18 protein-coding genes are annotated in these 19,787 nt (G+C 52.8%); 5 read left to right on the top strand and 13 right to left on the bottom strand.

The genetic code is table 11. The features are described from left to right. Positions 1-43: 43 nt before the first annotated feature. Positions 44-1,210 carry a hypothetical protein gene (locus EP25_RS0105830; RefSeq protein WP_152555600.1) on the top strand — a complete coding sequence of 389 codons (1,167 nt, stop codon included), beginning with the start codon at positions 44-46 and terminating at the stop codon, positions 1,208-1,210. 882 nt (positions 1,211-2,092) lie between these two features. Here EP25_RS0105830 and EP25_RS0105820 read toward each other — a convergent pair. The 5 genes from EP25_RS0105820 to EP25_RS0105795 all read right to left on the bottom strand — a co-directional run bounded on the left by EP25_RS0105820 (position 2,093) and on the right by EP25_RS0105795 (position 7,910). Further along, a complete protein-coding gene (locus tag EP25_RS0105820; protein ID WP_152555599.1) occupies positions 2,093-2,284 on the bottom strand; it encodes a hypothetical protein in 192 nt (63 codons plus the stop codon). 319 nt (positions 2,285-2,603) lie between these two features. After that, positions 2,604-2,972, bottom strand: a complete 369-nt coding sequence (locus tag EP25_RS0105815) for a hypothetical protein (RefSeq protein ID WP_031433009.1) — start codon at positions 2,970-2,972, stop codon at positions 2,604-2,606. A 64-nt stretch (positions 2,973-3,036) separates the two neighbouring features. Then, positions 3,037-4,581 carry a SpoVR family protein gene (locus tag EP25_RS0105810; protein WP_051906424.1) on the bottom strand — a complete coding sequence of 515 codons (1,545 nt, stop codon included), beginning with the start codon at positions 4,579-4,581 and terminating at the stop codon, positions 3,037-3,039. Next, positions 4,578-5,846 carry a YeaH/YhbH family protein gene (locus EP25_RS0105805; protein ID WP_031433007.1) on the bottom strand — a complete coding sequence of 423 codons (1,269 nt, stop codon included), beginning with the start codon at positions 5,844-5,846 and terminating at the stop codon, positions 4,578-4,580. Before EP25_RS0105805 ends, EP25_RS0105810 begins: the two co-directional genes overlap by 4 nt. A gap of 144 nt (positions 5,847-5,990) precedes the next feature. Next, on the bottom strand, positions 5,991-7,910 hold the full coding sequence (locus EP25_RS0105795; protein ID WP_031433006.1) for a PrkA family serine protein kinase: 1,920 nt from the start codon (positions 7,908-7,910) through the stop codon (positions 5,991-5,993). Positions 7,911-8,254: 344 nt separating this feature from the next. On the opposite strand from EP25_RS0105795, the gene EP25_RS0105790 reads away from it, so the two are divergent. Next, positions 8,255-8,668 carry a hypothetical protein gene (locus EP25_RS0105790; protein WP_031433005.1) on the top strand — a complete coding sequence of 138 codons (414 nt, stop codon included), beginning with the start codon at positions 8,255-8,257 and terminating at the stop codon, positions 8,666-8,668. 77 nt (positions 8,669-8,745) lie between these two features. Then, entirely contained in the window at positions 8,746-10,296 is a 1,551-nt protein-coding gene (locus tag EP25_RS0105785; protein WP_031433004.1) for a permease, read from the top strand. A gap of 103 nt (positions 10,297-10,399) precedes the next feature. Here the strand turns inward: EP25_RS0105785 and EP25_RS0105780 are convergent, their stop codons facing one another. The 3 genes from EP25_RS0105780 to EP25_RS0105765 all read right to left on the bottom strand — a co-directional run bounded on the left by EP25_RS0105780 (position 10,400) and on the right by EP25_RS0105765 (position 13,321). After that, complete coding sequence (locus EP25_RS0105780; RefSeq protein WP_051906422.1) at positions 10,400-11,182, bottom strand: serine/threonine-protein kinase; 783 nt, start codon at positions 11,180-11,182, stop codon at positions 10,400-10,402. 33 nt (positions 11,183-11,215) lie between these two features. Further along, the gene (locus EP25_RS0105775) at positions 11,216-12,352 is read right to left on the bottom strand and encodes an HD domain-containing phosphohydrolase (RefSeq protein ID WP_031433002.1); all 1,137 of its coding nucleotides are present in this window, start codon (positions 12,350-12,352) and stop codon (positions 11,216-11,218) included. Between the two features lie 135 nt (positions 12,353-12,487). Beyond that, a complete protein-coding gene (locus tag EP25_RS0105765; RefSeq protein ID WP_031433001.1) occupies positions 12,488-13,321 on the bottom strand; it encodes a hypothetical protein in 834 nt (277 codons plus the stop codon). A 271-nt stretch (positions 13,322-13,592) separates the two neighbouring features. On the opposite strand from EP25_RS0105765, the gene EP25_RS0105760 reads away from it, so the two are divergent. After that, a complete protein-coding gene (locus EP25_RS0105760) occupies positions 13,593-14,408 on the top strand; it encodes an ATP-grasp domain-containing protein (RefSeq protein WP_031433000.1) in 816 nt (271 codons plus the stop codon). Between the two features lie 20 nt (positions 14,409-14,428). On the opposite strand, the gene EP25_RS0105755 is transcribed toward EP25_RS0105760, so the two are convergent. The 5 genes from EP25_RS0105755 to EP25_RS0105735 all read right to left on the bottom strand — a co-directional run bounded on the left by EP25_RS0105755 (position 14,429) and on the right by EP25_RS0105735 (position 18,495). Then, positions 14,429-15,022: a DUF4166 domain-containing protein gene (locus EP25_RS0105755; protein WP_031432999.1), complete on the bottom strand. Its 594-nt coding sequence runs from the start codon at positions 15,020-15,022 to the stop codon at positions 14,429-14,431. 2 nt (positions 15,023-15,024) lie between these two features. Further along, on the bottom strand, positions 15,025-15,498 hold the full coding sequence (locus tag EP25_RS0105750) for a DUF2269 family protein (protein WP_031432998.1): 474 nt from the start codon (positions 15,496-15,498) through the stop codon (positions 15,025-15,027). After that, positions 15,495-16,781, bottom strand: a complete 1,287-nt coding sequence (locus EP25_RS0105745; protein ID WP_031432997.1) for an NAD(P)H-binding protein — start codon at positions 16,779-16,781, stop codon at positions 15,495-15,497. Before EP25_RS0105745 ends, EP25_RS0105750 begins: the two co-directional genes overlap by 4 nt. Beyond that, positions 16,778-17,311: a hypothetical protein gene (locus EP25_RS0105740; protein ID WP_051906420.1), complete on the bottom strand. Its 534-nt coding sequence runs from the start codon at positions 17,309-17,311 to the stop codon at positions 16,778-16,780. Before EP25_RS0105740 ends, EP25_RS0105745 begins: the two co-directional genes overlap by 4 nt. Before the next feature lie 176 nt (positions 17,312-17,487). Continuing rightward, positions 17,488-18,495: an AraC family transcriptional regulator gene (locus tag EP25_RS0105735; protein ID WP_031432995.1), complete on the bottom strand. Its 1,008-nt coding sequence runs from the start codon at positions 18,493-18,495 to the stop codon at positions 17,488-17,490. A 159-nt stretch (positions 18,496-18,654) separates the two neighbouring features. On the opposite strand from EP25_RS0105735, the gene tgt reads away from it, so the two are divergent. Then, the gene (tgt, locus tag EP25_RS0105730) at positions 18,655-19,770 is read left to right on the top strand and encodes a tRNA guanosine(34) transglycosylase Tgt (protein ID WP_031432994.1); all 1,116 of its coding nucleotides are present in this window, start codon (positions 18,655-18,657) and stop codon (positions 19,768-19,770) included. Positions 19,771-19,787 lie beyond the last annotated feature (17 nt).

Here is a 19,787-nt window from a genome sequence, read left to right as displayed (position 1 = left end):
TCCTAGGACACCGGTCAAACACTCATATTTGCAGGAGAATTTGATGATGAAAATCACGAGTCATCCGCACATTACTAAATTTAACGCAAGCAATGTGGTTGCTGAACTTTTTTCAGTAGGGAGAGAGCACAAACTCAGACCACTTAAAAACCAGAAGTCCACGGTGATTGCCGTACCAGATTTCCAACCGGAATCCTTTAGGATTTCTGGCTTTGTTTTCTCAAAACGTTTTTTAAAATCTGCAAATTTACATTCACTCGATCCTCCAAAGACGACCGAGGATTGGCAGCGCTTCATGCGTTATGCCGACCTAGCTAAGAGCATAGAAGTCGATAGTAATGGTGGACCGACAGTCGGAACAAATAAGGTCCTCATTGAGATAGATACGAATCATCGCAATGCAGGAAGCGAGGCAAGTTATATCTATTTGCGCTTTAGTAGTAATCACCGTGTCAAACTTTGGGGTATTGATGGAACTCGGTTCCCTAAAGGCTGGTGGATTGAATGGGACCTGAACAATATAAGTGATTTTTTAGAGACAATTCCGACGGATGCTTGGGATGAATTATTTTTGGAAAATCCATCTGGAGACGGCATGCTTTTATGCCGTATTCTGATCGTGCATGCCGGACAAACGATTCTAGATTGGCGTGAAAGGCAGTGGCTTGATGGGTCGAAGAAAGAGAGGTTCGGACGAATTGGATTGACGGCACAGATACTTGAGAAGAAGCTATCCTACGTGAACAATAATTGGATACCTCAAATCCACTGGGCTGCCCGAGAGATTGGTAAAACTGATTGGCGTAAGTATGGTAACGAGAGCGCTTGGTGCAGTGAATTTGCAGCCTGGTGTCTTCGTAAAGCCATGTGGGAGCCGCCAACAACGGCACATATTGCCTGCCCAGAAGATGGTGGCGCCTTCGGATCCTGTACTTTAGAGAATTGGTTTAGCGACCAGGATCGCAAGTACACGAAAAGCGACCTTACGAATGGAGATTATCGTTTGATTCCCGGAGACTACTTGCGGGTCAATAACGGAAACCATAGTGCATTGTTTGTATCCTACCTTGACGGTGATCCTTTTAACGGCCCATCCACACTTAGTCCGAATACCCGTATTCGTACGATCGAAGGAAACAGTGCGCAGACGGTACGTGTGAAGAACAACAGGACAATTGCTGAAATCTATTCGGTGGGCAGTACCGCGTAAGGAACGTCGCAAATAACGCAGGGGAGCGGGAGGACAAAGAGATTTTTCTTATAGTCAACTAGCTCTGAAAGTTAGTTGGCGTTTGGCAACCTGACAAAGAGCGGGAGGTAAAATTTGATATGAGATCTGAGGAAACTCAGCTGCCTAGATAGAGGCACATTGCGAAGTCCTGGTTGGATTTTTCGCAAAAGCATGCTGACAAGCAAGAAGTACTTCTCTTTTAAATTGAACAAAAAAGGTAATTCATCATGAAAGTAAGAATACTATCTGGCACCCTAGTGACACGAGATGCTCCAACTGGAACTGCGGTTATAGAGTTTAGGAATAACGTGCTAGCTGGAGGTCATACTCCAGGCGTTAGTTTGGCTAAAGCCTATACGGCTGGCGACGATATGCCCGCGAGTGGAGCATTTCTAGATGAACCAGCACACATGGTCTCGATTCGCGAACTGAAAATCGTAGAGACTGAGTGGACCCGAGGTTCTTCTCACGAAGGGAAAGAAATCGAAAACTTACGAATAGATACTGGGCGGATCAGTAGGACTACACTGGAAATTAGGTGGTCTTCTAGCGGTGGGTCACTGATTGAAGAAATTTCCTATATGATTATAGGAAATGTTTCATAGGCTTAGCATTGCTTAACACGGCACTTAATCTCGCTGCTCGAAGTTTGCCAGCGCGTTGTGCTGCGGTTTAGTTTGGCGTTCACGTGCGTGTTGTGCCCTGGAGCCCTTCGTTCGTTCAAGCGTCACGGCTACGCAGTTTCGCTACTTTGGGTATGGTCAGCAGCTTGCCGCAGATCATACCTAAAGCAAGTAAAAGATCGCAGGCCACATTTTTCATTGCAGCAGATATCGTTATCGAGCCGAATTAAACTTACTGTTAACCGATAATTTTCAAATCACCGGAAATACGTAAATACCGAAATTTTATGTGCGATGAGTATAGTGACTCTATCGTGGTATTAAAACGAATAAGGCTGGCAGTGCCGTTCGGACCCAGCTTAAAAAAGCGTCCGGAAAGGCCGCGTCGCCAACCCTCTTGCACCTGGCCAATCTCTTCCATGCCGCTCATCGCTGCACCTCGCCCGATCATGACGATAGCGTTGTGCTTGTGCAATTTGTGTTTGGTTTCGCGACGCGGGTTTTTCAATAGCAGGCTTGCAATGAAACGTCTCCAGCAATTCAAACGACGGACAATTCCCGAGTCGCAACGGCATCCACACGATGTCTAGGAATAAAACGTAAAATACGGTGTTAACTTTTCATAGCCTAAGTGCCTGGACGGTAAAAGCCGTCTCGAAAACTGCTATTTTACCTTATATCCAAGTCACTTAGGCTTTTCAGCTACAGCCACTAAATCCTAATCGGACAGTAATAATATAAAGCAATCTTTATGCTTTATCCGAAGCGGTTTTTCGAACATTTTCCGACGCTTCGATGATGTTCTTGCGGTATTTATAGACTAGGTATCCGACCACGACGCCAAGACCGATCAGCGTCGCGGGGTGAGTGACGAATTTTTTTAGCATGCTTTTACCAGCACCGGCGGATGCCGCAACGCCATGACTTGCTCCCTCCATCATGCCAGACTTCATCGCATGTTGCATGCCGTGTTTCATGCCTTCGTGCATGCCCATCATCGGTCCCATGCCGTGTTTCATGCCTTCATGCATGCCGCCCATATTTCCCATGGAGGAATTTAATGCGTTTTCTACGCCGGACTTGGTTACGCCGACTTTATTTTCTGTTACATGTGCCATGGCTCGTCTCCTCATCTATCAATTATGGTGGACAATGGATTGTTTCTATCTTTCCCAATCATATTCAAGTAAGGCATTCAGCGGCAAGTTCGGCATGGCCGTCTTCGTCGATGCTTTCGATACGCACGTCGTAGCCCCATAGTCTTGCAACATGGCGCAACACTTCGTCGGCACTGTCACCCAATGGCCTTCGATCGTGCATGTAGTGGCATAGGGTCAGCGAACGGTCGCCATAGATATCCGCATTCCACACCTGAATGTTGGGCTCGCGGTAGCCCAAGTTATACTGTTCCGCCAGAGTTTGACGGATTTGCTGGTAACCGGCATCGTCATGGATAGCGGATATTTCCAGTTGGTCGTCCTGGTCGTCGTCGATTACGGCGAATAATTTCATGTCCCGGATCAGATGGGGCGAGAGGTATTGGGCGATGAAGCTTTCATCCTTGAAGTTGCGCATCGCGTAGTCCAAGGTTTTCACCCAGTCGGAACCGGCTATGTCGGGAAACCAGCGCCTGTCCTCCTCTGTTGGATTCTCGCAGATGCGACGGATATCGCGGAACATGGAAAAACCGAGCGCATAAGGATTGATGCCGTGGTAGCCACGGTTATAGTAGGGCGGTTGGAAGACGACATTGGTGTGCGATTGCAGGAACTCCATCATGAAGCCGTCGGTCAGCTTGCCCTCGTCGTACAAATGGTTGAGCAGCGTGTAATGCCAGAATGTGGCCCAGCCTTCATTCATCACCTGAGTCTGGCGTTGGGGATAGAAATACTGGGCGATTTTTCTGACGATGCGAATGATTTCCCGCTGCCATGGCGCCAGGCAAGGGGCATTTTTCTCGATGAAATACAGCAGGTTCTCCTGTGGCTCGGGCGGAAAGCGGACCGCTTGCTTGGTCGCTTGACTGCGCTCTTCGGTTTTGGGCGGCAAGGTGCGCCATAAATCGTTCAACTGGGATTGCAGATAGGCCTCGCGTTCCCGCTGGCGGGTCTTTTCCTTGGCTAAGGACAGTTTGGCCGGTCGTTTGTAACGGTCTACGCCATGATTCATCAAGGCATGGCAGGAATCCAAAATTTCCTCGACCGCGACTTCACCGTAACGTTCCTCGCATTCTGTTACGTAGTTGCGCGCAAACACCAGATAATCCAGGATGCCCTCGGCATCGGTCCAGGTGCGGAACAAGTAGTTGCTCTTGAAGAACGAATTATGGCCGTAGCAGGCGTGCGCGATCACCAGCGCCTGCATGGTCATGGTGTTTTCCTCCATCAAGTAGGCGATACAGGGGGCCGAGTTGATGACGATCTCGTAGGCCAGCCCCATTTGCCCGCGCTTATAGCTCTTTTGCGTGGTCATGAATTGTTTGCCGAAGGACCAGTGGTGGTAGCCAACGGGCATGCCGACCGAGGAGTAGGCGTCGATCATCTGTTCGGAGGTGATGACCTCGATCTGACTTGGATAGGTGTCCAGTCCGTAGTGGGTCGCGACCCGGCCGATCTCATGGTCGTACAGGCGCAGCAGGTCGAAAGTCCATTCGGAGTCCTCGGAAAGCGGCCGGCAGCTGATCGCTTCCGGCCTGGCCGTTATAGTTGCCAATGATTCGTCTGTCATGTTGCCACCTTCTTCCGAAACAGTTCCCGGAATACCGGATAAATGTCTTCCAGCCCTAGAATGCGCTGCATCGTGAGATTCTTGTTGATGGATTTGACGTATTCATACTCCTCCCAAAGGCTCTGTGGATTTTCCGCCTTGATTTCGACATAGGCGTAGTATTGCACCAGAGGTAGCAAGGAGTTGATCAGCAGGTCGCGACAGTAGGGCGAATCGTCGTACCAATTGTCACCGTCGGAGGCCTGGGCCGCGTAAATGTTCCAGGAAGCGGCGGGATAACGTTCTTTGATGATGTCATGCATTAATTCCAGGGCGCTGGAAACCACAGTGCCGCCGGTTTCCCTGGAGGTGAAAAAGTCCTGTTCGTCCACTTCCTTGGCCACCGTGTGGTGGCGAATGAATACTAGATCGATGTGTTCGTAACTGCGGGTCAGAAACAAATAGAGCAGCATGAAAAAGCGCTTGGCGATGTTTTTGCATTCTTCGTCCATCGAACCGGACACGTCCATAAGGCAAAACATTACCGCCTGGCTGATAGGGCGGGGTTTCTCTACCCGGTTAGCATAACGCAGGTCCCAGGTATCGAGAAAAGGGATGCTGGCGATACGGGCCTTGAGAGCATCGATTTCCTCTCTGAGCGCATCGGCCTCGGGGCCGTTATCCTGTCCTTTCGCGGCCAATTCGGCCAAACGCTCCTCGGCGTCATTCAGCGCCTCGCGCGATCCGGCCGACATTGCCAGACGACGACCGATCGACTGTTTCATGGAACGGACCACGTGGAGATTGGAAGGTGTGCCGTCGCTGGTGAAGCCGGCGCGAACCTTCTTGAAATCCGGCACTGCGGTCAGTTGTTTCTTCACCAGGTCCGGCAAGGCAAGGTCCTCGAAGAAATAATTCATGAACTCTTCCTTGCTCAATTCGAAGACAAAATCGTCCATGCCTTCCCCGTCCGGCGAACCGCCGTTTCCGCCGCCCCGGCCGGCACCGCCTTCGGGGCGATTTACACGATCACCGCTAATGAACTCTTTGTTCCCGGGGTGGACGATGCTACGTTTCCCTCCCGGACCGTGCTCGAACACCGGTTCCTTAAGGTCTTTGGCGGGGATGGAAATCTTCTCGCCACGTTCCAGGTCGGCCACATCGCGGCCGGATACCGCTTCCGCTACAGCCTTGCGTATCTGTCCTTTGAAGCGGCGTAGGAAGCGCTGTCGGTTGGCGGCGCTGCGGTTTTTGCCGGAGAGACGGCGATCTACGAATTGGTTCATAATATTGCTACATTCAAAGAAATGATTCTCCCTTTACAGGACATAATCGGAGCGGGTGGCGAAGAACCGATGACTCGGTCAATCGCCCATCTTCTTTTCCCAGCTTTACTAAAGAAGATGGGTTAGCTTGAAAAGAGTTCCTGCTCACGACGCTTTTCTTGCCCGTAAAAACCACTCGGCCAGCAGGCGCACTTGTTTTTCCGTGTAGCCCTTGGCGACCATGCGTTCCACGAACTCGTGGTGTTTTTTCTGTTCCTCGCTGGAAGCCTTGGTGTTGAAGGAGATAACCGGCAATAAGTCCTCGGTGCTGGAAAACATGCGCTTTTCGATCACGACGCGTAGCTTTTCGTAGCTGGTCCAGACCGGGTTCTTGCCGTGATTCTGCGCGCGCGCCCGCAACACGAAGTTCACGACTTCGTGACGGAAATCCTTCGGATTGGCGATGCCGGAGGCTTTCTCGATCTTTTCCAATTCGGCATTGATTTGGGCACGGTCGAGGATCTCGCCGGTATCCGGGTCGCGGAATTCCAGGTCCTGGATCCACATGTCGGCATAGGTCACGTAGCGGTCGAAGATGTTCTGGCCGTATTCCGAATAAGACTCGAGATAGGCGGTCTGCAGTTCTTTCTCGATGAATTCGGCGTAGCGTGGGGCCAGGTATTCTTTCAGGTAGTTGATGTAGCGCTGCTCGACCTCGGGAGGAAACTGCTCCTGTTCGATCTGCTGTTCCAAAACATAGAGCAGATGGACCGGGTTGGCCGCCACCTCGACATGATCGAAGTTGAATACCTTGGACAGGATTTTGAAGGCGAAACGTGTGGAAATGCCGGTCATGCCCTCATCGACGCCGGCGAAATCGCGGTATTCCTGGTAGCTCTTCGCCTTGGGATCGGTTTCCTTGAGATTTTCCCCGTCGTAAATGCGCATCTTGGAATAGATGCTGGAATTCTCCGGTTCCTTGAGTCGGGTCAGCACCGAGAATTGGGCCAACATTTCCAGCGTGCCGGGAGCGCATGGCGCTTCGCCCAGGGAGCTATTTTGCAGCAGTTTCTGATAGATTTTGACTTCGTCGCTGACACGCAGGCAATAGGGCACCTTGACGATGTAAATGCGGTCCAGGAAGGCCTCGTTGTTCTTGTTGTTGCGGAAGCTGATCCATTCGCTCTCGTTGCTGTGGGCGAGCACCACGCCGTCGAACGGAATGGCGCCGAAACCTTCGGTGCCTTTGTAGTTGCCTTCCTGAGTCGCGGTCAACAAGGGATGCAGCACCTTGATGGGCGCCTTGAACATCTCCACGAACTCCATCAGGCCTTGGTTGGCCAGGCACAAGCCGCCCGAGTAACTGTAGGCGTCGGGGTCGTCCTGGGAAAACTTCTCCAGCTTGCGAATGTCGACCTTGCCGACCAACGAAGAGATATCCTGGTTGTTCTCGTCGCCCGGTTCGGTCTTGGCGATGCCCACCTGGCTCAACACCGAAGGCCAGCTCTTGACGACCTTGAATTGGGTGACATCGCCATTGAACTCGTGCAGGCGTTTAACGGCCCAGGGCGAGAGTACCTTGTTGAGATAACGGCGCGGAATGCCGTATTCCTGTTCCAGTATTTCGCCGTCCTCTTCGGCGGAAAACAGAGCCAAAGGAGAATCGTTGACCGGCGAATCCTTGATGGCGTAGAAAGGCATCTGTTCCATCAAATGTTTGAGCTTTTCGGCGAGGGAAGACTTGCCGCCGCCCACCGGCCCAAGCAGATAAAGGATTTGTTTCTTTTCTTCCAGACCTTGGGCGGCGTGACGGAAATAAGAAACGATTTGCTCGATGGTTTCCTCCATGCCGTAGAAGTCCTTGAAGGCCGGATAAAGCTTGATCACTTTGTTGGAAAAGATGCGGGACAGGCGCGGATCTTTCCTCGTGTCCACCAGCTCCGGTTCGCCGATGGCGGCCAACATTCTTTCCGTTGCGCTGGCATAGGCCATGCGATCCTCCTTGCAAAGATTCAGAAATTCCTCAAGGCTGTATTCCTCTTCTTCCCGGCGATATCGGGCTGTGTAGTGGTTGAATAACGTCATAATTTCACCTCCGGTTGCATAACATGGCGAACCTTTGTTTATTTCTCAGCAATGGTCGTGCCACTTGACTACTAGCCATTTCAACTTACTGTATGACCACAAAACTCCGCATTGGTGCTATCTATAACAGAACTAATTTCCACAGATTATTCAAGTCTATTTTGCACGGTATTGGTGCAAGAACCATGTTTAGAGATCACCACTCAGCGCATTTGCCGCAAGTAAGATGATCGTATGGTAGTGGGGTTAAACCTATCAGCAGGGGACAGATTCGTTAAGGATGAGCAACTTCTTTCAACGAACAGTCGCGATACAATGGCTTATAAAAGTCATAACATCAAAATATGTATAGTATAAAACTGAAATCAATCAACAAAGAACAGCGGATTGCCGGGGCTGTCTCATTAGTGTTGACGATGATTGCCGTGACGCCATTGTGCGGTTTCTTCTTTCAATGCGGTTGCGATTGGCCATGGCTGGGTTTGGATAGCGGTTGTAATTATTACCGGTCTGCCAGTTTATACCGCTGTCCCTGGTGCGTCTCATTGACCAGCGGAATAGTGTCGGCAGGTTTGGCCGTCATCGCCGCTGTTTTGACGTCGATAGCCTTACCGACATTCGTCCGGCAACCGCTTTACGATATGGTCATTCGCATCGTCTTCGCCCTGTCGGCCTTTGCCATGGTGGCGCTAGTGACGGCGGCCTGGGCTGCTTGGGTCCAGGCTTATCCTTTGGGGATAGGGCGTTATCTCAGCTAAAATCACTCCCAATTGATGAAATTCCGGCCATGCGGAATTTTCTGACTCGGCTTTTTTTATTTTCTTGGGACAAATTGATGAAATGGTTTGTGCGCGCCGATATCGACGGCTTTTTTGGCTTGGCACTGGATAATTTGGTGCAATTGCTGGTGATCGTCGGTTTATGCCGGAATGTGTTGGGATTTTCGGAAGAACTGATCTATCGGCATATTCTGCCCGGCGCTGCCGTATCGTTGCTGATCGGCAACGGTTATTATGCCTACCAGGCCAAAAAATTAGCCGAGCTTAACGGCCGTAACGATATTTGCGCCTTGCCTTACGGTATTAATACCGTTTCCCTGTTCGCCTATGTTTTTTTGGTCATGCTGCCGGCCAAGATGGTGGCGCAAGCCAGCGGCGCCGAAAATCCGGAACAGATCGCCTGGCAGGCCGGGCTACTGGCCTGTTTCGGTTCCGGCCTGATCGAATTCGGAGGGGCTTTCGTCGTCGATCGGCTCAGAAGGGTCACCCCGCGCGCCGCCTTGCTGTCGACCTTGTCGGGCATTGCCCTGACCTTTATTTCGCTGGGGTTCTTGTTTCGGAGTTATGCTAATCCCGTCGTCGGTCTGGTGACCTTGGCGGTGATTTTGCTGGTTTATTTCGGTCGCTTGCGTTTTCGCGGCAATATCCCGGGCGGATTGGTCGCCGTCGTATTGGGCGCGTTGCTGTCGTGGCTGACCGGATTGGCGCCGGTTGGCGCCTTGCCGACTCATGAGCTGGGGTTCTATTGGCCGGTTCCTGTGATCGGCGAGTTGTGCGAAATGTTGGCATCGCCGCTTAGTTTGACCTATTTGTCCGTCATCGTGCCGATGGGTTTGTTCAACGTGATTGGCTCGCTGCAGAACATCGAATCCGCCGAGGCCGCCGGCGACCGTTATCCGACTCGCCCGTCCTTGGCGGTAAACGGCCTTGGGACGTTGGCGGCCAGTTTGTTCGGTTCCTGCTTTCCGACCACCATTTATATCGGCCATCCTGGGTGGAAGGCGATGGGGGCAAGGGCCGGCTATTCCCTGCTGAACGGGGCCTTCATCACGTTGATTTGCCTCAGCGGCGGTTTGTCCTATATCGCTTGGGCGGTGCCGATCGATGCCGGCATGGCGATCGTGTTATGGATCGGGATCGTGATCGCGGCACAAGCTTTCCAGGAAACGCCGAAACGGCATGCGCCGGCGGTGGTGATGGGCATGTTGCCGGGCATCGCCGCCTGGGGCGCCTTCATGGCGAAAAGCGGCGTACGGGCCGCCGATTACGGCGGCGAACCGATGCCGGCGTTTTCCGAGACGTTGCTGGATCATTTCCAGCAGGCGGATATCTGGATAGACGGCGCGTTTGCCTTGGAGCAAGGGTTCATCTTTAGTGCGATGATACTGGCGGCGCTGACCGTCGCCATCATCGAACGGCAATTGCTCAAGGCCGCGCTGTGGAGCGTTGCCGCCGCCGCGTTGTCGGCTTGCGGATTGATACATTCCTACCGCTGGACCGTCGCGGACACCGCCTTGTCGCTGACGCCGGCCTGGGAATGGGCGCTGGCATATTTATTCATGGGAATAATCTTTATCAGTGCCAAATGGTTGTGTGTGAAAGATTGATTGGTTGATTCCAAAAGCGGCTGGTTATCTTAAAAGGGTAAAAATCGGTTTTGATTAATCATTGGGTAAACTCCCGGCTATGCCGGGGAGACTCTTGTAGGTTTTACCGATGTAGTTCGTAGCCTGGATGCAGCCTAGCGGAATCCGGGAATGGCGTGGTTCCAAGGTCCCGCATTCCGCTTTGCTTCATGCGGGCTTCTACGAGCTCGTGAAACATTTCCAGGCTGGCATAGGCCGGCGTCAGGCCGCGCAAAATAGCGGCGTCGAATTTTTCCTTGCGTTCGCTTTTGACCACGCGGGCGATACCGAAATCGATTACCTTGACCCGTTTGTCCCGGCCGACGAAGACGTTGCTGGGTTTGAAGTCAGAATGAATGATATGGCGGCTGTGGGCATGGGCCAGTGCCATCGCCAGTTGATCGATGATCGATAGCGCCTGGTCCAGTGGCAAGCCATTGGGATTGCCCCGAATGACTTGGTCCAGCGAGACGCCGTCCATGTATTCCATCATCATGAAGATATGATTGTCTACACGGTCGAAATCATAAACGGTAACGATGTTGGGATGGGCGAGTTCCTGCGACTTCTTGGCTTCGCTATGCAAGGCTTTTAACAAGGCGTTATCGGCCTGTAATTCGTCGTTCAAGACCTTGACGGCCAGAAAGGTAGTCTGTTCCGCTTCGATATCGCGTTTATCCAGTGCCTTGTAAACCGTGCCCATGCCGCCCCGGGCGATTTCTTCCAGTAGTTCGAAACGATCTTTTAGCAGCGAACCGGTGCTCAATTGTTTACGTTTGGTGTCGGTTGAAGTAACGTCCGTCGTGTTTGCCGGAGCGGGACCGAGCAATCGGGTGGCTTGATCGTTATCTTCCGGACTGTGCATCATGGCTTAGGCGGTTAGTTCGCTCTCGGCGATACATCAACCGTAAATATCTTCCTGGAAGGTTTGCTGTATTTGCTCGATATCCGAACGATGTTTGATCAATGCCTCGACACATTCCCTGTCCAGATGATGGTCGGCCAAATGCAGCAATGTATCGAAAGCATCGGCAATGCTCCAGGCGTTCTTGTAGGGGCGTTTGCTGGTGAGCGCGTCGAACACGTCGGCAACGGCGACGATTCGGGCCTCGATTGGAATTTCATCGGCTTTCAAGCCGGCCGGATAGCCGCTGCCGTCATAAGCCTCATGGTGGTATTCGGCGATGTTGCGGAGAATATCGATATTCTGAAAACGCTCCAGATGATAATTGTTCAACAGATCATCGATCATTTCCCGGCCTTTCCTGGCGTGGGACTTCATGATTTCATACTCCTCGTCGGTCAGTCTGCCCGGCTTGAGCAGAATTTTATCGGGAATACCGATCTTGCCCAAATCGTGTAGCGGCGAGAAGAGGAATATATGTTCGATAAACTGATCGTCGAAGCCATAATCATCGGCCAGTTCCGTCGCGATCAAACGGGCATAATGTGACATGCGGGCGATATGGCCGCCGGTTTCGGGATCTCGGTAATGGGTCAAGGATAGAGCCGAGCGGATCGTGGCCGTCAGCGTATTGATATTGGACCATTCGTTGACGACCAAAAGCATGATCAGATGGCTGAACATATCCAGCTCGGTCAACACATGATCGGAAAAAACCTGTTTCCGGAACGAGTTGAAAAAAATAAAGCCGTAGAATTGGTCGTCGTGAATAATCGGATGGGTATAGCTCGAGCCGAAACCGTGCCGGGAGAGCTTTTGCGCATATTCGTGCGTGCTGTTGTCGAAGATCGACAGGTCGTTGACGACGCGCGGTTTTCCCTCCCTTAAGATTTCGCACAATGAAGTGGCGTCTTGCAACCTGGCCTGATAGTGAGTCAATGGACTCGGTTCGTCGCTGCTATAAGTCAAGGTTTTAAGCATATCCGTCCCTGGGTCGTAGACCGCTATGGCGATTCGATCGATGAAGGGATGCTGCTTGATCAGCGTGCTGCGGATATTGTTCAGTTTATCGGACAACGGCAACTTCTTGTTCAGTGTTTCCAGCCGATCGGTATGCTTGAATAGGTTTGCCATAGATCGAGTCTCGTCATTGTTAATCAAGCTCAAGTACCTACTTCCTGCTGCCTTTTTGCGAACAACGAGTCCGCTTTCCCTTCGTTCGCGATAGCAGCCATGTTGTCAAGTCCCGCCACGGCAACCATTAGCGGCCTATTTTACCAATAGTTTCGCGAACGGCTTGAAATCGGCGTTGTTATGCTGGCTGCATACCGCGAAGGTGTAGTGCTGACCATCGACCGTATGGTTGATCGTTTCCAAATTGCTTTTGCGCCGGCATTGGCTTCCTTTCTGGGTCGCCGCCTGGCATTGCGTCGCTTTTTCAGCTAAGTTGATCAGGTCGCTTTTGGACGCCGCCGCTTTAACCGGTTCTTCTTTTTTGACGGGCGTGGGTGCCGGTTTTTGCTCCGCCTTCGGTTGCGCTTCGACGGGGTTGGGTGTTTCAGTGGCTGGTTTTGCCGCTACCGCCTGTGGCTTAGGGTCGGCTTTTGTTTCCTTGGGCGCGGCGGGAGTCGGGTTAACGGCTTTTTTTGCCGGCGCTTCGGTTTGTGGGGCTGTTTTTTGTTTAGCCAGGTACTTATCCACGCCCGTCAGTTCCTTGTTGGGGGCAGGAGTGTTTGCCGGCGCTTTGGGCGTCGAAGCCGGGCGGCCTTCCAGTTTGGCCAAATAACGGGCGACGCCTGTCATATTGGCCAGTTTTTCCGCTTCCGCTTTGGCTTTTTCCTGTTCCTGCCGTTGCTTTTGCGCCAGATATTTCGCGACGCCGGTTAACTCGGTTGCAGGTGCAGGCTGCTCGGGTTGCTTGGGGGTTTTTTTAGCCAAATATTTTTCCACCCCGGTCAATTGACCGGCGGTTTCAGCAGGGTCTGCGGGTTGTGGCTTGGCTGCAGATTCGTCGCGATAGACGGAAGGGTCGTATTGCCCGTCGGGATTGGGCAATTGTAATCCCGTCATGTTGAGTAATTGTCTCAGTAAGCTTTTTGCCATGGTCAGTACCTCGATTTAGTTATATTTATAGTTATTGTTGTGTTGCTTGGAATTCCTTATTAGGCTAAGGATAGCTTAAACCGTTGGCGATGTTAAACCGGATTGCAGTTGAATGAAGGGGATGAACTGAATAAGTCAGGTGAAGGTAAGATTATTTTCTTTATTCAAAGATGAACTAACACAAACAAACTAAATTCGTCATGCGTTAAAAAGCTTGAAAAATTGCCAGCAGGCCTTAAAATCGCCCGCTTCTTAACATTCCTGTTAGTGTATGGACCTGATTTCGTTCGATGCCTTGCGGACATTGAATATTCCCAATCATACTTATATCAAACCCGAGCGCATGTTCGCCGAGTTGGGACGGATCATTCAGGCCGACGGCGTTTTGTTTCCCGAGTATTGGCAGATCAATACGCTGGTTTACGCGCTGAAGGCTCGTATCTTCCCCAGCCAGGCCAGCTATTTGATCGGTCACGATAAGATCGAAATGACCCGCTGTTTTCAGGCGGTGGCGCCGGCCCATGTGCCTTATACGCTGATCGAGGCCAACACGCCAAGTAATGCCGACCGGGTCTGGCAGCAGATGCCGTTGCCGTTCGTCGCCAAGATTCCCAGAAGCAGCATGGGCCAGGGCGTGTTTTTGATCGAGACGCCGGCGCAATGGCGCGATTATCTGCAGCTGACACCCGTGATCTACGCCCAGGAGTATCTCGACATAGACCGCGATCTGCGGGTAGTTTGGGTCGGCGACCGCATCGTTGGCGGTTACTGGCGCTTACAATCTTGGCAAGGTTTTTACAATAATGTCGCCAAGGGCGGGACCATCGAAGAGGGTATCGTTCCGGTCGAGGCGCGCCGTTTGGTGCGGCGCTTGGCGCGTGCGCTAGGCATCGACTATGGCGGCTTCGACATCGCGATGCTGGGCTCGCATCCCTATGTGTTCGAGTTCAACCGGATTTTCGGCAATCAGGGATTGGCAGGCATGCAAGACAAAATGAATCAACAGTTGCTCGATTATCTTTACCGGCAATGGCACGATTTCGACCCGGGGCGGCCGCGTACGCCGCCCGTGTCGATGGCCGGCTGAGTTAGGCCGGCCATTTTCGGTCAAGGGCCATACTCGAACGAACCACGATAATAATAAGTGGTGCCGAGCAACGGGTGGCGGATCGTGAAATCGAGACTGAATTCGTCCTCCGACACCGGCTGTTCGATGATCGTGGCGCTGCCCAGCACCAGCCAGTCGGGAATGCTGAGCTGGAAACCGCAGCAACGCCACAAATGGCCGTTGCTGCGGTAGACTAATGTTTGTTGTTCGACGTCGACCGTTAATTTCAGGCCGAAGCCGAAACCGATGATCTCGACCAGTTCGTGCGGCCGCGAATAAAGCATGCGGGAGGCGAATGTATCTTGCCGGCCGTCCGGATAGTGCAGGGTCCGCTGCCAGCACAAGGCGGCCGTTTCTGGCGACTGTCGTTTGACGACCCGGGTCGGGATGTCCTTGCCGCGTTGGTAAATCAGGCCGCCGCATTGGTGAATCAGCCAAATCAAGGGCTTCAGATAGGATGGGTAACCGATTTCCAGTAAACCCTGCACCAGGCTTTGTTCTGCCGGCGGCAATTGGTAATGCCGGCGGATGACCGGGGGTAGGTTTTCCCAGTCGCTGCCTAATACTTGTTGCAATAAAGGTTGTAATCCCATGATTAACTCCAGAACGAACCGTGAAACACCATCAAGGTTGTGATGATCAGCATCGCGAAAAAAGCCGGCACCCCCAGCCACATCCAGATCAGCGAATAACGACGGTAGATGGGCGGCAACTGCCGGTTTTGCCGTAACGATTCCGCGGCGATATCGCGCATACGGATTTGCAGGTAAACTACGGGCAGCCAACATACGCCGGCCAGCAGATATAAAAGCAGCGTTTGCGATAACCAACCATCGATCCACGACAAGGACAATTGTTCGGCCAGCAATAATCCGGTCAGCGGTTGTATGATAACCGTCGGCGTCGTGAACCACCAGTCGGCCAATACGACATGGCGGCTGGTTACGGCGATCGTGGCATGGTCGCCGCTACGGTCGGCCATGATCTTGTAAAAGACCGTGCCGAGGCCGACGCCAAAGAGGATGATGGCGCTGAGGATATGAATGAGTTTTAGGCTTAAAAAGCTCATGATTGTTCTCCTTCTAATTGTATGGAAACCAGCAGGGCGATCAGTAAGGGGATGTTTTTCACGATCGGCCCGAACGGATGTAGCCAGAATTCGGGTAAAGAGATGCCGACGGTCAACGTGTAAAGCAGGACGATGCCGAACTGCAGCAGTAATAATCGGCGCGGTCGCGACAGCATCAGCGTCGCCAGGCCCAGAGCGATGTCCATTAGCGCTAGTCCGTACAAGGCCAACGGCGCGGCGATGCCGCTTATGCCGGTGCCGGCCAGTAAGTCGTAGCTGAGTTCGTGCGGATAGAAAAACAGGGAGACGAGGCCGCTCCACAGCCATACCATGGCTATCGACAGACGCAGCAGGGGGCGCAGAAAATACAGTCCGGCATGCCAGCGTTCCGCCTGATCGGCCGGCCGCAGCAGTTGGCGCGATAGGCTTAACGGCGGTCGTCCCAGCCACTGTGTTAACGGGGCTGAGGAGGCGCTATTGCCCGCCTGCAGCATCTTGATGTTGTCGGGGTTCAGAACCTGCTCGCCCAATAGCTTGCCGAGCCAGGCGACCGGGCGCGCCAGATTTTCCGGTAACGAAACGGTCGGCGCCGACGTTTTGCCGAGGCGGCGGCGTAATTTCTTTAAAAGATCGATGTAATTTATCGCCTCCGGGCCGACTAAAGCCAGCGTCTGTCGGACGGGGGCCGAAGGCTGCAGACAGCGAGCTACGGCGGCGACTACGTCGTCGATATGCACCGGCTGCAGCGACTGCCGGCCGCCGTCGATCGTCAGCAGCAGCGGCAAGGCCGACAGAGCCTGCAGAAATGGCATGCTGTGCGCGCCGTGGCCATAGACCAAGGAGGGTTGCAGGATGTACCAGTCTATTTCCAGTTTCCTTAGCGCGTCGTCGGCGGTTTTTTTGCTCAGATGATAGGGCGTGACGGCGGTCGCGTCGGCGCAGAGCGCGGAAAGCTGTATGACTTTTTTGACCCCGGCCTGGGAAGCGGCTCGAAACAACGCGATGGGCGCTTGCCGGTGCACCGCGGCGAAGCGTTGGGTTTGCGTTTCGCCGATGATGCCGACGCAATTGATGACTACATCGATATCGGTTAAATGGGGCAACCAGGCGTAGACCTCGGTCAGATCGGTAAAATCCAGCATCAAGGCGGTGGTGTTCTCCGACTTGAAATAAAGTCGATCGGGATGGCGGCAGCAGGCGATGACGCGATGCCCGCCGCGCTCCAGTTCCGCCAGGATGTGTCGGCCGATGAAGCCGCTGGCGCCGGTCAATAATATATTCATCGCAGACCTCCCTCGTTCAGCGCGTAGACGGTTGTATCGGTTTTTAGACGGATGCCGGCAATCAAGTCCCGGATTCCCCAGCCGAGCACGGCTAAGCCGAAACCAAGTAATGCCAAGCTCAGCAATCCGTAGTCGGCAGCCAAGACACGGGTGGGTTGCGATCCCCAGTGCACAAATTGCGGCACTAACAGCGCCAGATAGGCGCCGCCGTTCACGCTCAACAGCAGATGCGTGGTTCTTTCGACGGCGGATAGTTTGCGGGTCCGGTCTTCGACGATGAAATCCCAGGCCGTCAGCAGCAGCTCGATGGCAAGGGGCATGGCCATAACAATGACCCACCAGCCATGCCATTCGGCGTAGGCCAGTGCGAAGAATATGCCGGCGTAGAGCAGTTCGCGGGCGGCGTGGATTTTCTGTTCCAGCGCCGCGAAAGCACTGTGCGGTAAGCGTTCCCGATATTCATGGTTCCACAGCACGTCGAAGCCGCCCAGAGCGGCTTGCACGATCAACAAATAAAATACCTCGCTCATATTATTTACCTCGTGTTGGTGATGGTGGAACACAGCATAACGGGGCAGAGAGGTAAGGCCTTCCTGATTGATAGATCAGGAGTAGAAAGTATTTAACTAATTGTTTGTAACAGGGTTATTTTTTTTCAAAATGGACATAATGGAACATCGATAGCCGCAAACAGACTCCTGAGGGATCATTTCTTTCGTTGCGATTGTTTACGGTATTGGCCGGGAGCGATGCCGACTATGTCGCGGAAAGCGGTGTAAAAATTCGATTGCGTACTAAAGCCGACCGCCAGGCCGATCGACAACACCGAGGCTTGCGGTTCGTCGAGCAGCAGTTTTTTGGCCTCTTCGACACGATGCTGGCGGATATAGTGGGAAAAGCCTTGCTGAAATTCGCTGTTGATCAATTCGGATAATTGATGCGACGTCAATTGCACTTGTTCGGCCAGCATCGCCAGGTTTAGCGATTCCAGGGTAAAGATCTTGTCTTCCTGCATCAGCTTTTGTAATTGTTGCAGTACCGCCTGACGGTCGATGTTTTTTAATGTCGATTCGGCGTAGCTGGCCTGCGCCGCTTCGGCGACGTCCGATTCGATGGAAGGAAAGCGGAGCAAGGTGAGTACTGCGGCGAAAAAGGCTAGGCTGATCAGCATGCTGTAGCTGACGATGAAGGTGTCCGTGGTCAGCAGTGGCCAAATGAAGCCGAGCACGATGACGCCGGTCGCGATGAAGAAAAAAGCGGCCAGGGCCAGCAGTTCGAGTTTGAAACGTCGGCGTTGCTGGCGCAACGCATAGACGACGGCGGCCAGCCACAACACATAGCCGCTGCCAATCACAAACGCCGTTGGCATGGTCCAGTTTATCGGTAGCAATTGCCCGGCCGCCAAAGGTAAAGCATGCAATATATGCCGGGGACGGAAAGCGGCATCGGCGGTCAACAGGCGGCGGCTGTAAAAATAAAAGCTGGGGGCTATGACATACAACAGGCCGATGTAGAGTGGAGAAAAGAAGGGGTCGCTGTCCACGATAAAGTGTAAATGCAGCGCTTGCAACCCGGCCAGTGCGACGACCAGAACAAAGCCGGCTAATTTTCCCGATAATGGTTGAGTGGCCGAATGTTGCAATAAATTGCCAATAATCAATAATGCGGCGGTGAACAAGGAAAATCCGATTGAAAGTAAGGCTAACAGAAGCATGATAAAGGGTGCAAAATCAGTTGCGAAGGGTTCCTGTCGCTAAGTATAGACCTTGGTCGGAGACCGCCAGATATCTGACAGATGTTTAAGCAATCCTATATAATACCGCCTCTTTTTTGACAGATTATTTAGTATCTTCTCGGATAGAATTCCCGTAACATGCAATTCGACTTATTAAATACCGATGGCCATGCGCGCCGTGGGCGCCTGACGTTTGCCAGAGGTGTGGTGGAAACACCGATATTCATGCCGGTCGGCACCTATGGTTCGGTCAAATCGATGACGCCGGAGGAGTTAACCGGCATCGGCGCGCAGATCATATTGGGTAATACCTTTCATTTGATGTTGAGGCCGGGCATGGACGTGATGAAGGCGCATGGCGGGCTGCATGGTTTCATGCGGTGGGATAAGCCGATCCTGACCGATTCCGGAGGTTTTCAGGTATTTAGTCTCGGAGCCTTGCGCAAGATCACCGAACAGGGAGTAACCTTCAAGTCGCCCGTCGACGGCAGCACCATTTTCATGGGGCCGGAGGAATCGATGCGTGTGCAACGCGATCTGGATTCCGATATCGTGATGATATTCGACGAATGCACGCCTTATCCGGCGACGGTACAGGAGGCGGCCGATTCGATGCGCTTGTCGTTGCGTTGGGCGGAGCGTAGTAAAAAGGCCCATGGCGACAATGAGTCGGCGTTGTTCGGCATCGTGCAGGGCGGCATGTACGAGCATCTGCGCAGCGAATCGATAGCGGGTTTGGTCGATATCGGTTTCGACGGCTATGCCATCGGCGGTCTTTCGGTCGGCGAGCCGAAAGAGGAAATGCTGGCGACATTGGATGCGGTGCATCCGCAAATGCCGGCCGATAAGCCGCGTTATCTGATGGGAGTCGGGACGCCGGAGGATCTGGTCGAGGCGGTAAGGCGCGGTATCGATATGTTCGACTGCGTGATGCCGACGCGCAATGCCCGTAACGGCCATTTGTTTACCCGCGAGGGCGTGATCAAAATTCGCAACAGCCGCTATCAGTTCGATACTGGTCCATTGGACGAGCAATGCGGTTGTTATACCTGCCGCAATTATTCCCGTTCCTATCTGCGCCACTTGGACAAATGCCGGGAAATGCTGGGCCCGCGTTTGAACACGATCCATAACCTTTATTACTACCTGGAACTGATGCAGGGCTTGAGGGATGCGATTGCGGCGCAACGGCTGGACGATTTTGTCAATGAGTTTTACCGGCAACGAGGAAAAAGCGTTCCGCCTGTGGCATAATAAAACGATTTTTCGCC

This window comes from Methylomarinum vadi, from assembly GCF_000733935.1.
GTDB classification, from domain to species: domain Bacteria; phylum Pseudomonadota; class Gammaproteobacteria; order Methylococcales; family Methylomonadaceae; genus Methylomarinum; species Methylomarinum vadi.
This window is presented reverse-complemented; position numbering and strand designations above follow the sequence as displayed.

Bases quoted from the DNA above. Each gene is read 5' to 3' on its own strand.
- EP25_RS0105785 (WP_031433004.1), top strand. From the start codon at position 8,746: ATGAAATGGTTTGTGCGCGCCGATATCGACGGCTTTTTTGGCTTGGCA.
- EP25_RS0105765 (WP_031433001.1), bottom strand. From the start codon at position 13,321: ATGGCAAAAAGCTTACTGAGACAATTACTCAACATGACGGGATTACAA.
- EP25_RS0105750 (WP_031432998.1), bottom strand. From the start codon at position 15,498: ATGAGCTTTTTAAGCCTAAAACTCATTCATATCCTCAGCGCCATCATC.
- EP25_RS0105805 (WP_031433007.1), bottom strand. From the start codon at position 5,846: ATGAACCAATTCGTAGATCGCCGTCTCTCCGGCAAAAACCGCAGCGCC.
- EP25_RS0105740 (WP_051906420.1), bottom strand. From the start codon at position 17,311: ATGAGCGAGGTATTTTATTTGTTGATCGTGCAAGCCGCTCTGGGCGGC.
- EP25_RS0105820 (WP_152555599.1), bottom strand. From the start codon at position 2,284: ATGAGCGGCATGGAAGAGATTGGCCAGGTGCAAGAGGGTTGGCGACGC.
- EP25_RS0105795 (WP_031433006.1), bottom strand. From the start codon at position 7,910: ATGACGTTATTCAACCACTACACAGCCCGATATCGCCGGGAAGAAGAG.
- EP25_RS0105755 (WP_031432999.1), bottom strand. From the start codon at position 15,022: ATGGGATTACAACCTTTATTGCAACAAGTATTAGGCAGCGACTGGGAA.
- EP25_RS0105815 (WP_031433009.1), bottom strand. From the start codon at position 2,972: ATGGCACATGTAACAGAAAATAAAGTCGGCGTAACCAAGTCCGGCGTA.
- EP25_RS0105790 (WP_031433005.1), top strand. From the start codon at position 8,255: ATGTATAGTATAAAACTGAAATCAATCAACAAAGAACAGCGGATTGCC.
- EP25_RS0105760 (WP_031433000.1), top strand. From the start codon at position 13,593: ATGGACCTGATTTCGTTCGATGCCTTGCGGACATTGAATATTCCCAAT.
- EP25_RS0105775 (WP_031433002.1), bottom strand. From the start codon at position 12,352: ATGGCAAACCTATTCAAGCATACCGATCGGCTGGAAACACTGAACAAG.
- EP25_RS0105830 (WP_152555600.1), top strand. From the start codon at position 44: ATGATGAAAATCACGAGTCATCCGCACATTACTAAATTTAACGCAAGC.
- EP25_RS0105810 (WP_051906424.1), bottom strand. From the start codon at position 4,581: ATGACAGACGAATCATTGGCAACTATAACGGCCAGGCCGGAAGCGATC.
- EP25_RS0105780 (WP_051906422.1), bottom strand. From the start codon at position 11,182: ATGATGCACAGTCCGGAAGATAACGATCAAGCCACCCGATTGCTCGGT.
- EP25_RS0105745 (WP_031432997.1), bottom strand. From the start codon at position 16,781: ATGAATATATTATTGACCGGCGCCAGCGGCTTCATCGGCCGACACATC.
- EP25_RS0105735 (WP_031432995.1), bottom strand. From the start codon at position 18,495: ATGCTTCTGTTAGCCTTACTTTCAATCGGATTTTCCTTGTTCACCGCC.
- tgt (WP_031432994.1), top strand. From the start codon at position 18,655: ATGCAATTCGACTTATTAAATACCGATGGCCATGCGCGCCGTGGGCGC.